A 12,373-nucleotide genomic window follows, 5' to 3' on the forward strand; every position below is an offset into this window, starting at 1 on the left:
GGGATACACGGGCAGGGGGGTGTAAAGCCCGTAGGAAACCCCGACGAACAGCCCTTCGGAAAGTGGGGGGGGGGGGGCCCGCGGCCCCGGGGGGGCCCCCCCCCCCGCCCCCCCCTCCGTACCGCTCGACTACTTGACGACCGTGATGCGGTCGGCCGCCGGGACCGGCAGCGGCTTGTCCGCGGCCGTGTTCTTCGCCAGGTAGGCGTTGAAGACGTCCAGGTCGGAGGCGCCGACGAGCTTGTTCTTGCCCTGGCCGAGGGCCGCGAAGCCGTCGCCGCCGCCCGCGAGGAACTCGTTCATCGCGACGCGGTAGGTCTTGGCGGGGTCGATGGCCGCGCCGTTCAGCTTCACCGACGCGACGTCGATCCGGGCGGCGCCGGTCTTCGTCGTGTCGAGCGTGTAGGTCAGCCCCTTGGAGATCTGGAGGATCCGGGGCTTGGCCTCGTTGGAGCCGCTGACCTGCTGCTGGAGCGCGGCGACGACCTGCGCGCCGGTCAGGTCGACGACGTTCATCATGTTGGTGAACGGCTGCACGGTGAACGCCTCGCCGTAGGTCACCACGCCGTCGCCCTCGGACCCCGACGCCTTGTAGGCGAGGTCGGAGCGGATGCCGCCCGGGTTCATGAACGCGATCTGCGCGCCGCCCTTGTCGGCCGGGGAGAGCGCTTCGAGCTGCGCGTCGGCGATCACGTCGCCGAGCGGGGACTCGTACGCCGTGGAGCCGCGGCCCGCGATGTCACCGGCGATCCAGCCCTGCGGCCTGTTCGCGATCGGCGCGGCGAGCGCGTTCCAGCGGGCGATCAGCGAGGTCATGTCCGCGGCCTTGTCCTGGTCGCGGCGGACGATGTGGTTCGCCGACTTCACCGACGTGCGCACGATGTCCTTGGTGCGGCGGTCGTAGGTGAGCGTGGTGTCCGTGTAGAGGCGGCCGATGGACGCGGCGGACGTGACCGTGCGCGGCTGGCCGCTCGGGTCGGGGACGGTGCACGCGTACGACTGGTGGGTGTGGCCCGTGACCAGCGCGTCCACCTTCGGCGTGACGTTCTTGGCGATCTCCACGATCGGACCCGAGATGCCGTCGCCGGGGCCGGGGCTGTCGCAGTTGTAGTCGTACGTGCCCGAGGCGGGCTGGCCGCCCTCGTGGATCAGGGCGACGATCGACTTCACGCCCTGCCGGTTCAGCTCGGCGGCGTACTTGTTGATCGTCTCGACCTCGTCGCCGAACTTCAGGCCCTTGACGCCCTCGGCGGTGACGACGTTCGGCGTGCCCTCCAGGGTCACCCCGATGAAACCGATCTTGACGCCGTTCTTCTTCCACACCCAGTACGGCTTCAGGATCGGCTTGCGCGTCTTCTCGTCCGTGACGTTGGCCGCGAGGTACGGGAAGTCGGCGCCCTCGAACTTCTTGGGCTTGCCCGAGGCCGTCTTCTCGAAGCAGCCGGCGGTCGGGTGACAGCCGCCCTTCTGCATGCGCAGCAGCTCGGCGCGGCCCTCGTCGAACTCGTGGTTGCCGACGCTGGTGACGTCCAGGTCCAGCTTGTTCAGCGCCTCGACGGTGGGCTCGTCGTGGAAGAGGCCGGAGAGCAGCGGGCTGCCGCCGATCATGTCGCCCGCGGCGGCGGTCACCGAGTAGCGGTGGCCCTTGCGGGCCTCGCGCAGGCTGGTCGCCAGGTACTCGACGCCACCGGCCGGGGTGGCCTTGGTCGTGCCGTCGGGCAGCTTCTCGGTGACGGTGCCCGAGGAGCCCTGCGGGGGCTCCAGGTTGCCGTGCAGGTCGTTGAAGGAGAGCAGCTGCACGTCGACGGTGCGGCCGTGGCCGTGACCGGGCTTGCCCGACCCGTGGTGGCGCTCACCGCTGTCGGCCCCCGCGGGCAGCGCGGCGGCCACCACTCCGGCGGCGGCGGTGAGAGCGACGGCTCCGGCGGTCAACCGGCGCGCGACGCGGCGCCGTTGAGGCGTAGCTGGCATCGAATCCCCTTTTTGCGAACATTGGTACGACACGGAAAACCGAGCGCAGCCTATGGTCAACGCGCGTAGCGCGACAGGGGGGAACGGGTTACAAGCTGGTTGCCTTTCTCACCCGTACGGGGGACGCCCCGGTGGAGAAACGTCACCGCACGCGCGTACGCCGCAAGCCTGTGCACATGAACGACGACACCACCACGGCCCCCGCCGTCCCGTCCCAGAACCCCGGCGCAGGACTGCCGCCGGACTTCTTCCAGCTGGTCGACGACCTGAAGGCCATCGTGCGCGGCGCGCACCTACGGGCCCAGCTCAAGGTCAACACGGAGATGCTCCGGATGTACTGGGAGATCGGCCGGACCGTCCTGGAGCGGCAGCGCGGCGAGCGGTGGGGCACCAAGGTGGTCGACCGCATCTCGGCCGAGCTGCGGACGGAGTTCCCCAACCAGCGGGGGTTCAGCCGCAGCAACCTCAAGTACATGCAGCAGATGGCCAGGACCTGGCCTGGCGGAATTGGCCAACAGCCTGTTGGCCAATTGCCCTGGGGCCATGTCGTCACCCTCATGAGCAAGTGCAAAACCCCCTCCGAGCTGGACTTCTACACCCGCCACGCACTCCTCAACGGCTGGTCGAGGGACGACCTCGCCTCCGCGATCCTGCGCACCCTGCACCTCTCGCACGGCGCCGCCCCGAACAACTTCGACACCGCGCTCCCCGAGGGCTCCGAGGCCGCGAAGGAGGTGGTCAAGGATCCGTACCGGCTCGACTTCACCCGGCTGACGGGCCGCCCCGCCGAGCGCGACCTGGAGGACGCGCTCGTGGCGAACCTCGTGCCGTTCCTCACCGAGCTGGGCCTCGGCTTCGCCTTCGTGGGACGGCAGTACCCGGTGGAGGTCGGCGGCGAGGAGTTCCGCATCGACCTGCTCTTCTACCACTGCAAGCTGCACTGCTACGTCGTCGTCGAGCTGAAGACCAGGGCCGCCGCGCCCCAGCACCTCGGGCAGCTCGGCTTCTACGTGGAGGTGGTCGACGACCTGGTCCGCGACAAGGCGGTCGATGCCCCGACCATCGGCATCCTCATCGCGGAGAGCAAGAACCAGCCGGTGGTCGAGTACGCGCTCCGCAGCCAGCGCAGGCCGCTGGGCGTCAGCACCTACGCCGCGCTGCCCGACCCCGTGCGCGCCCTGCTGCCCAGCGCCGACGACCTCTCGCGCATCGCCGACAAGGTGCTGCACCCCGGTCCGGACCCCGACGGCGCCTGACTCCCCCGGCGACTCCTCCGGCTGATCGCGGCCCCTCCCCCAACGCCACCCGCTGTACGTACCCTCGGACGCATGACTGAAGCAGCCGCCCCCGCGCCCCGACGTGAGATCCAGACCCTCGACGAGCTCGGCCCCGAGCAGGCGGCCGCCGTGCTCGGGCTGTTGGCCGACGCAGCGCGGACCGACGGGCAGCAGGCGGTGTCCGAGCAGGGCAGGCTCCAGCTCAAGGGCGGGGCGCGGCCCGGCGTGCGGCACTTCCTGCTGACCGACCAGGACGGCGCCCTCGCCGGATACGCGCAGCTGGAGGAGACCGACCCGGTCGAGGCGCCCGCGGCCGAGCTCGTCGTGCACCCCGCGCACCGCGGGCAGGGCCACGGGCGGGCGCTGGGCGCGGCGCTGCTGGCCGCGACCGGCAAGCGGCTGCGGGTGTGGGCGCACGGCGGCAAGTCCGCGGCGCGGCACCTCGCGCAGGTGCTCGGGCTCAGCCTCTTCCGCGAGCTGCGCCAGCTGCGCCGGCCGCTGAGCCCGCTGGACGTCCCGGAACCGGTGTACCCGGCGGGGGTCACGGTGCGCACCTTCGTCCCCGGCCAGGACGACGCGGCGTGGCTCGCGGTGAACGCCGCCGCGTTCGCCCACCACCCCGAGCAGGGCGCGCTCACCCAGCGCGACCTCGACGACCGCAAGGCCGAGCCGTGGTTCGACCCGAAGGGCTTCTTCCTCGCGGAGCGCGACGGCGAGCTGATCGGCTTCCACTGGACGAAGGTCCACGCGGCGGAGCGGCTGGGCGAGGTGTACGTGGTCGGCATCGCGCCCGACGCACAGGGCGGCGGCCTCGGCAAGGCCCTCACCGCGACGGGCCTGCGCCACCTGGCGGCCGAGGGCCTGCCGACGGCGATGCTGTACGTGGACGCGGACAACACGGCGGCGGTGACGGTGTACGAGCGGCTCGGCTTCGCCACGCACGAGGTGGACCTGATGTACCGCACGGAGTCCTGACCCACAGCGGCAAGGGGGCGGCGGCCGACGAGTTCGCGGGGACGGGCTGCTCGGTGGCGGTCACCACGAGGGACTGCGGCAGTCAGGTGGGTAGCTTCCTCGACTCCCAGCTGGCCTTCAACGCCGTCATCGTCAAGACAGGGATGCTCCTGATCGCCCCGCCCGCGCGCTGGCTGGCCGCGAAGCTGGTGACCGCCGCGGCCGTCGTCGTCGCGGGCACCGCCGTGACGGTGGGCGTCTACCGCTGGGCGTGGACGACGTCCCCCGACGAGAACTACCCCGCGTTCTGGTACGAGACGGCCGTCTACTTCGGCATCGGCACCGTCACCACCGCGTACTGCCTCTTCGGCGTCGCGACCGGCGCGCTGGCCGGGCTCCTGCTGCGCCGCACCCTGCCCGCGCTCACCGCGGCGGCAGCGGTGACCGCGGGACTGACGTACCTCATGGACGCCCTCCGCCCCCACCTGCGGCCGACGGTCGTCACCGGCTTCGGCTCCTGGCGGCCGGCCGACGGCAGGACCACCGCGTCCGGCGGGTACCCTCCCTTGCCGCACTTCTGGCCACTGCAACTGGTGGAGACCGGCATCCTGCTGGCACTGGCGGCGACCGCCACCGCCCTGGCCTTCCGCGCACTCCACCGCCTGCACGCCTGACACCGGGCCCCGCACCCCGGGCCCCGCGCCCCTGCCGGGGGCGGCGCCGACGACCGGCGCCGCCCCCGGCGGAAGCCCCGTCAGGGCGCCCCGCTCCCCCATACGTCATGTCACCGTTACCAGCCATTCAGACAAGCTTGCGACCCTCGCGGAATGCAGCCCGCCGTGACCCCCTCGACGGACGACTCCCGCGAGAGCAACGGGATCCTCCGCCTCACCCCGGCGCTCTCCGACGCGCCCGTACCCACGGACGCGCGGAAGAATGGCCCCATGAGCCAGCAGCCCAGCGCAGAGGTCCCGGTCCAGCACGCCCAGCCCTCCGTCGGTTCCATCGCCGCACACCGGCCGCACACCATCGCGGCCGCGGTGTCGGACCTGGAGCCCGACCTCGACGCCGACCTCGACGCGTACGAGGAGGACAGCGGCGCGGGCCCCGAGCTGCCCAGCGGCCGCTTCCTGGACCGCGAGCGCAGCTGGCTCGCGTTCAACGAGCGCGTGCTCGAACTGGCCGAGGACCCGGCCACCCCCCTCCTCGAACGGGCTAATTTCCTCGCGATCTTCGCCTCGAACCTGGACGAGTTCTTCATGGTCCGCGTCGCGGGCCTCAAGCGCCGCATCGCGACCGGCGTCGCCACCCGCTCCGCCTCCGGCCTCCAGCCCCGCGAGGTCCTGGACCTGATCTGGACGCGCTCGCGCGAGCTCATGGCCCGGCACGCCGCCTGCTACCAGCAGGACATCGCGCCCGCGCTCGCCGACGAGGGCGTCCACCTCATCCGCTGGCCGGAACTGACGGAGAAGGAGCAGGCCCGCCTGTTCACCCTGTTCCGCCAGCAGATCTTCCCGGTCCTGACCCCCCTCGCGGTCGACCCGGCGCACCCCTTCCCGTACATCTCGGGCCTCTCCCTCAACCTCGCGGTCGTCGTCCGCAACCCGGTCAGCGGCCACCGCCACTTCGCGCGCGTCAAGGTCCCGCCGCTGCTCTCCCGCTTCCTGGAGGCCTCCCCGCAGCGGTACGTCCCGCTGGAGGACGTCATCGCGGCCCACCTCGAAGAGCTGTTCCCCGGCATGGAGGTGCTCGCGCACCACATGTTCCGGGTGACCCGCAACGAGGACCTGGAGGTCGAGGAGGACGACGCGGAGAACCTGCTCCAGGCCCTGGAGAAGGAGCTGATGCGGCGCCGCTTCGGCCCGCCGGTGCGCCTGGAGGTCGAGGAGTCCATCGACCCGTACGTCCTGGACCTGCTCGTACGGGAGCTGAAGGTCTCCGACTCCGAGGTGTACCCGCTCCCCGGTCCCCTGGACCTCACCGGCCTCTTCGGCATCGCGGCCCTGGACCGGCCCGAGCTGAAGTACCCCAAGTTCGTCGCTGGCACCCACCGCGACCTCGCCGAGGTCGAGTCCGCGTCCGCGCCCGACATCTTCGCCGCGCTGCGCGAGCGGGACGTGCTGCTCCACCACCCGTACGACTCCTTCTCCACCTCCGTGCAGGCGTTCCTGGAGCAGGCGGCGGCCGACCCCGACGTACTGGCCATCAAGCAGACGCTGTACCGCACCTCGGGCGACTCGCCGATAGTCGACGCGCTCATCGACGCGGCCGAGTCCGGCAAGCAGGTACTCGTCCTCGTCGAGATCAAGGCGCGCTTCGACGAGCAGGCCAACATCAAGTGGGCCCGCAAGCTGGAGGAGGCGGGCTGCCACGTCGTGTACGGGCTCGTCGGCCTCAAGACCCACTGCAAGCTCTCCCTGGTGGTGCGCCAGGAGGGCGAGACGCTGCGCCGCTACAGCCACGTCGGCACCGGCAACTACCACCCCAAGACGGCCCGCCTCTACGAGGACCTGGGGCTGCTCACCGCCGACCCGCAGGTCGGCGCCGACCTCTCCGACCTCTTCAACCGGCTCTCCGGCTACTCCCGCCGCGAGACCTACCGCCGGCTGCTCGTCGCCCCCAAGTCGCTCCGCGACGGCCTGGTCGCGCGGATCAACAAGGAGGTCGCGCACCACCGCGCGGGCCGCCCCGCCCACGTGCGCATCAAGGTCAACTCGATGGTCGACGAGGCGATCATCGACGCCTGCTACCGCGCGTCGATGGCGGGTGTGCCCGTCGACATCTGGGTACGCGGCATCTGTGCGATACGCCCCGGCGTCGTGGGCCTCTCGGAGAACGTCCGGGTCAGGTCCGTGCTCGGCCGCTTCCTGGAGCACTCCCGGGTCTTCGCCTTCGGCAACGGCGGCGAGCCCGAGGTGTGGCTGGGCAGCGCCGACATGATGCACCGCAATCTCGACCGCAGGATCGAGGCGCTGGTACGGGTCACCGACCCGGCGCACCGCGCGGCGCTCAGCCGCCTGCTGGAGACCGGCATGTCCGACTCCACCTCGTCCTGGCACCTCGGCGCGGACGGCAACTGGACCCGGCACGCCACGGACCCCGAGGGCCAGCCGCTGCGGAACGTACAGGAAATGCTCATTGACGCCCGGAGGCGCAGGCGTGCAAAGCCCTGAAACCACCGCCGAGCCGACGGCCGAAACGGCCCTGGCACCCACCGGACCGCCCCCGACGGCCGGTGCGTCCCTCGCCCCCTACCTGCACGCCAGGTCCGCCGAGTTCCTGCGCGCGCTCGACGGGGAGGGACCCACGACCGACGAGTCCGCGCTGGCCCTGCGCCGCTCGGCCCGCCGCATCGGCGGCGCCCTGCGGGTCTTCCGCCCCCTCCTGGACCCGGTGTGGGCCGACGACCTGCGCACCGAGCTGTCCTGGTTCTCCGGCACCCTGGCCCGCGAACACGCCTGCACCGCGCGCCTCGCGCGCCTCATGGACTCGCTGCACCGGCTCTCCGACCCGGCCCCGCTGCCCGGCCAGCGCGGCGACGGCGCCGCCACGCCCAAGCTGGCCGTCGGCACGGCCCGCGCCGGGGCCCTCCTGGAGCGCCAGCTGACCCTGGCCAGGACCCGCGCCCACTCCGCCGCGCTCCAGGCCCTCGGCTCCTCGCGGTTCCACGCGGTCGCCGACGCCGTCGCGCTGCTGGCCTCCGACGTGCCGCTCGCCACCCCCGGCTCCACCCACCTCGCGGGCCAGGCCACGCACGCCCGCGACCAGCTGGAGACCGCCGTCGGCGCGCTCGCGCCGAGCACGGCGGAGCCGTACGACGAGACCCAGGACGCGCCCTGGCACCAGGTGCGCAGACTGCTGCGGCTGCACCGGTACGCCCAGGAGGTGACCGGCGGCCCGCAGGTGCCGGGCGACTCGGTGGTCGCGCTGGACATCCACCGCGACGCGGCCGAGGCCGCGACCGCCGCCGCCGCTGCCGCCCGCACCCCGCGCATCGCCCCGGCGACCGCGTACGCGCTGGGCGTCCTGCACGCCGACCAGCGGCACGAGGTCGCCGCGGCCCGGCGCGCCTTCCGCCGCTCCTGGCAGCTGCCGTGAGCCGCACGGCGAACGGCACGGTGCTCGCCGCGGGCTGCGTCCTGTGGCGGCACTCGCCCTTCGACGACGGCCTGGAGCTGTGCCTCGTCCACCGGCCCAGGTACGACGACTGGTCGTACCCCAAGGGCAAGCTCAAGCGCGGCGAGGACGCGCTGACGGGCGCGGTGCGCGAGGTCCTGGAGGAGACCGGCTTCCACTGCGAGCCGGGCCCGGCGCTGCCCACGGTGCGGTACGTGGCGAACGGCCGGCCCAAGGAGGTCCGCTACTGGGCGGCGCGGGCCACCGACGGCGAGTTCGAGCCCAACAGCGAGGTGGACCGGGTCCTGTGGCTGCCGCCCGCCACCGCCCGCAACCGCCTCACCCAGAACCACGACCGCCGGCTGGTCGACGCGCTGCGCGCGGCCCTGCCCGCGGCCTGAAACCGCCCCTCCCCCGCCGTACGCCCTCCGGGGCCCGCGGGGCGTGCCCGCGCACGCCCGCGCGCATCTTGGGGGCGCGCGGCAATTGGACGTGCGCCCCGGCGCGTACGCGGCCACCACATGGCCGGTCACGGTTCACCGTCCGTTCACTCTCTTCCATGAGTCACTTCACCTGATCTGCCTAATTTCGGCTTTACAAGGTGAACGGCACACCGCCGGATACGCCCAAGCCAACGCACGCCGCCGTAGAACGAGAGACCCGGCGGCTCCTGGAAGGAACACCCTCAGTGAAGCTTCAGCGCAAGAACCGGCTTCGCGCCACCGCGCTCGGTGCCCTCGCCGTCTCCGGCGCCCTGGTCCTCACGGCGTGCGGCTCGGACGACAACAGCGGCTCCACCGGCAGCACCGGCGACAAGACCAACGCCGCGTCGAACATCAAGTGCGACGGCGCCAAGGGTCAGCTGCTCGCGTCGGGCTCCTCCGCGCAGAAGAACGCCATGGACGTCTGGGTGAAGAACTACCTGGCGGCCTGCAAGGAGTCGACGGTCAACTACCGCGCGATCTCCTCCGGCGAGGGCATCGTCGCCTTCAACCAGGGCCGCGTGGGCTTCGCCGGTTCGGACTCGGCGCTGAAGCCGGACGAGGTCGAGGCCTCGAAGAAGATCTGCAAGGGCGGCCAGGGCATCAACCTGCCGATGGTCGGCGGCCCCATCGCCATCGGCTACAACCTGCCGGACGTCAAGGACCTGGTCCTCGACGCCCCCACGATCGCCAAGATCTTCAACGACAAGATCAAGAAGTGGAACGACCCGGCGATCGTCAAGCTCAACCCGAACGCCAAGCTCCCGGACAAGGCGATCCAGCACTTCCACCGCTCGGGTGACTCCGGCACCACGCAGAACTTCGGCAAGTACCTCGGCAAGTCCGCCAAGGCCGACTGGCCCTACGAGGCCGAGAAGAAGTGGCCCGCCCCCAACGGCCAGGCGGCCGGCGGCTCCTCCGACCTCGCCGCCCAGGTGAAGCAGGTCGAGGGCGCGATCGGCTACTTCGAGCTCTCGTACGCCACCGCGCAGTCCATCTCCACCGTCCAGGTGAACACCGGTGCCGCCGCCCCGGTCGCGGCCACCCCGGAGAACGCCTCCAAGGCCATCGCCGCCGCCAAGGTCAAGGGCACCGGCAAGGACCTGGCGCTCGACCTCGACTACACGACCAAGGCCGACGGCGCCTACCCGCTGATCCTGGTCACGTACGAGATCGTCTGCGACAAGGGCAACAAGGCCGAGACCCTCGGCTCGGTGAAGTCCTTCCTGAACTACACCGCCTCCGACGAGGGCCAGAAGGCGCTCGCGGGCATCGGCTACGCGCCGATCCCGACCGAGATCAACGCCAAGGTCCGCGAGACCATCGCGTCCCTCTCGTAACCGAAGGCTCCACAGCTCACAGAGTTACGGCTCACAGAGTTACGGCTCACAGAGCCACGGAGACGGGCGGGGCCGCTCCCCCGGCCCCGCCCGCCCTCCTCCCTCCATCCGGTGCACCGCCGCCAGGGGACCCGAAAGCCGGTCCCCCACACAGACCGGAAAGACCATGGCTTCCACCACACCGATAGACACCCCACCGCCCAAGGCCTCATCGACCGGCCGCGCGGGCGACAAGATCTTCGCCGGGCTCTCCCGGGGCTCCGGCATCCTCCTGCTCGTGGTCATGGCGTCCATCGCCGTGTTCCTCACCTACCGCGCGAGCGTCGCCCTCGCCGACAACGAGGGCAACTTCCTCACCGAGTTCGACTGGGACCCCGCGGGCGACCCGCCCGTCTTCGGCATCGCGGTCCTCCTCTTCGGCACCGTCCTCAGCTCGGTCATCGCGATGGCCATCGCGGTCCCGGTCGCCGTCGGCATCGCCCTCTTCATCTCCCACTACGCGCCGCGCAAGCTGGCCTCGCCCCTCGCCTACGTGGTCGACCTGCTGGCCGCCGTGCCGTCGATCGTCTACGGCGTCTGGGGCGCCGTCTTCCTCGTCCCGTACCTGGAGGGCCTGAACCTCTGGCTCGACGAGTACCTGGGCTGGACGTACCTCCTCGACAAGACCGAAGTGGGCGTCGCCCGCTCGATGTTCACCGTCGGCATCCTGCTCGCGATCATGATCCTGCCGATCGTGACCAGCGTCAGCCGCGAGGTGTTCCTCCAGGTCCCGCGGATGAACGAGGAGGCCGCCCTCGCGCTCGGCGCGACCCGCTGGGAGGTCATCCGCATGTCGGTGCTCCCCTTCGGCCGCTCCGGCGTCATCTCCGCCTCGATGCTGGGCCTCGGCCGCGCGCTCGGCGAGACGATGGCCGTCGCGACCGTGCTCTCCCCGAGCTACGTGCTCTCCTTCCACGTGCTCGACCCGGGCGGCGGCACCTTCGCCCAGAACATCGCAGCGAAGTTCGACGAGGCCAACGAGTTCGGGCGCGACGCCCTGATCGCCTCCGGCCTGGTCCTCTTCCTCCTCACCCTGCTGGTCAACGGCGCGGCCCGCCTGATCATCGCGCGCCGCAAGGAGTACTCGGGGGCGAACGCCTGATGAGCACCGCAATCCAGGACGCACCTCCCGTCGCGGAGGCGCCGCGCGAGGGCTCCCTCAGCCGCCGCGGCCTGCCCCGCTGGGCCCCCCTCGGCTTCGCGGCCGCCGCGATCCTCCTCGGCATCGGCATCGGCGTGGTCTTCGACCTCTCCAGCCGCGTCCAGTGGGGCCTGATCTCCGCCCTGCTGTACGTCCTCATCACGTACGTCGCCACCTCGGTGGTCGAGAACCGCCGCCAGGCCAAGGACCGCGTCGCCACCAGCCTCATCTGGGTGTCGTTCGTCCTCGCGATCGTCCCGCTGTTCTCGCTGATCTGGATGACCGTCAGCAAGGGCATCAAGGTCCTCGACGGCTACTTCCTCTCCCACTCGATGGCCGGCGTCACCGGCTTCGAGCCGGGCGGCGGCGCGTACCACGCCATCATCGGCACGCTGGAGCAGGTCGGCATCGCGACCGTCATCTCCGCCCCGCTCGGCCTGCTGACCGCCGTCTACCTGGTCGAGTACGGCAAGGGCGCGCTGGCCAAGGCCGTCACGTTCTTCGTCGACGTCATGACCGGCATCCCGTCGATCGTCGCGGGCCTCTTCATCCTCTCGATCATGCTGCTCGCGGACCTGCCGCCGTCCGGTCTGATGGGCTCGCTCGCCCTGACGATCCTGATGCTGCCGGTCGTCGTCCGCTCCACCGAGGAGATGCTGAAGCTCGTCCCGAACGAGCTGCGCGAAGCGGCACTCGCCCTCGGCGTCCCGAAGTGGCGCGTGATCCTCAAGGTGGTCATCCCGACCGCGATCGGCGGCATCACGACGGGCGTCATGCTCGCCGTCGCCCGCATCGCCGGTGAGACCGCCCCGATCATGCTGCTGGTCTTCGGCAGCCAGCTGATCAACAGCAACCCCTTCGAAGGCCCCCAGTCCTCGCTCCCCTTCTACATCTGGGAGCAGTACCGGGTCGGCAGCGAGGCGTCGTACGACCGCGCCTGGGCCGCTGCCCTCGTCCTCATCGCCTTCGTCATGATCCTCAATCTGGTGGCCCGCGGCATCGCCCGCTGGAAGGCCCCGAAGACCGGCCGCTGACGCGGCAACTGGAAGAAGT

The 12,373-nt window shown here is 71.3% G+C and carries 10 protein-coding genes; 9 read left to right on the forward strand and 1 reads right to left on the reverse strand.

Translation table 11 applies throughout. From position 1 onward, the window contains the following. Positions 1 to 129: 129 nt before the first annotated feature. The gene (locus ACIBNE_RS40415) at positions 130 to 1,971 is read right to left on the reverse strand and encodes a bifunctional metallophosphatase/5'-nucleotidase (RefSeq protein WP_399280968.1); all 1,842 of its coding nucleotides are present in this window, start codon (positions 1,969 to 1,971) and stop codon (positions 130 to 132) included. A gap of 176 nt (positions 1,972 to 2,147) precedes the next feature. Here ACIBNE_RS40415 and ACIBNE_RS40420 point away from each other — a divergent pair, with 176 nt between their 5' ends. The 9 genes from ACIBNE_RS40420 (at position 2,148) to pstA (ending at position 12,354) form a co-directional block, all read left to right on the forward strand. Continuing rightward, positions 2,148 to 3,227 carry a YhcG family protein gene (locus ACIBNE_RS40420; protein ID WP_399280970.1) on the forward strand — a complete coding sequence of 360 codons (1,080 nt, stop codon included), beginning with the start codon at positions 2,148 to 2,150 and terminating at the stop codon, positions 3,225 to 3,227. Positions 3,228 to 3,299: 72 nt separating this feature from the next. Further along, on the forward strand, positions 3,300 to 4,223 hold the full coding sequence (gene mshD / locus ACIBNE_RS40425) for a mycothiol synthase (RefSeq protein WP_399280972.1): 924 nt from the start codon (positions 3,300 to 3,302) through the stop codon (positions 4,221 to 4,223). An 86-nt stretch (positions 4,224 to 4,309) separates the two neighbouring features. Beyond that, a complete protein-coding gene (locus tag ACIBNE_RS40430) occupies positions 4,310 to 4,876 on the forward strand; it encodes a hypothetical protein (RefSeq protein WP_399280974.1) in 567 nt (188 codons plus the stop codon). A 270-nt stretch (positions 4,877 to 5,146) separates the two neighbouring features. Further along, a complete protein-coding gene (locus ACIBNE_RS40435; protein WP_399281028.1) occupies positions 5,147 to 7,375 on the forward strand; it encodes an RNA degradosome polyphosphate kinase in 2,229 nt (742 codons plus the stop codon). Continuing rightward, complete coding sequence (locus ACIBNE_RS40440; RefSeq protein ID WP_399280976.1) at positions 7,362 to 8,300, forward strand: CHAD domain-containing protein; 939 nt, start codon at positions 7,362 to 7,364, stop codon at positions 8,298 to 8,300. Before ACIBNE_RS40435 ends, ACIBNE_RS40440 begins: the two co-directional genes overlap by 14 nt. Next, positions 8,297 to 8,719: an NUDIX hydrolase gene (locus tag ACIBNE_RS40445; RefSeq protein WP_399280978.1), complete on the forward strand. Its 423-nt coding sequence runs from the start codon at positions 8,297 to 8,299 to the stop codon at positions 8,717 to 8,719. Before ACIBNE_RS40440 ends, ACIBNE_RS40445 begins: the two co-directional genes overlap by 4 nt. A gap of 287 nt (positions 8,720 to 9,006) precedes the next feature. Continuing rightward, positions 9,007 to 10,140 carry a phosphate ABC transporter substrate-binding protein PstS gene (gene pstS, locus ACIBNE_RS40450; RefSeq protein ID WP_399280980.1) on the forward strand — a complete coding sequence of 378 codons (1,134 nt, stop codon included), beginning with the start codon at positions 9,007 to 9,009 and terminating at the stop codon, positions 10,138 to 10,140. A 166-nt stretch (positions 10,141 to 10,306) separates the two neighbouring features. Next, positions 10,307 to 11,281 (forward strand): phosphate ABC transporter permease subunit PstC, encoded by a 975-nt coding sequence (gene pstC / locus ACIBNE_RS40455; protein WP_399280982.1) that lies wholly within the window; start codon positions 10,307 to 10,309, stop codon positions 11,279 to 11,281. Further along, positions 11,281 to 12,354 carry a phosphate ABC transporter permease PstA gene (gene pstA, locus ACIBNE_RS40460; RefSeq protein WP_399280984.1) on the forward strand — a complete coding sequence of 358 codons (1,074 nt, stop codon included), beginning with the start codon at positions 11,281 to 11,283 and terminating at the stop codon, positions 12,352 to 12,354. Before pstC ends, pstA begins: the two co-directional genes overlap by 1 nt. The last annotated feature ends 19 nt before the right edge of the window (positions 12,355 to 12,373 follow it).

It is taken from the genome of Streptomyces sp. NPDC050504, from assembly GCF_044458065.1.
Classification (GTDB): Bacteria; Actinomycetota; Actinomycetes; order Streptomycetales; family Streptomycetaceae; genus Streptomyces.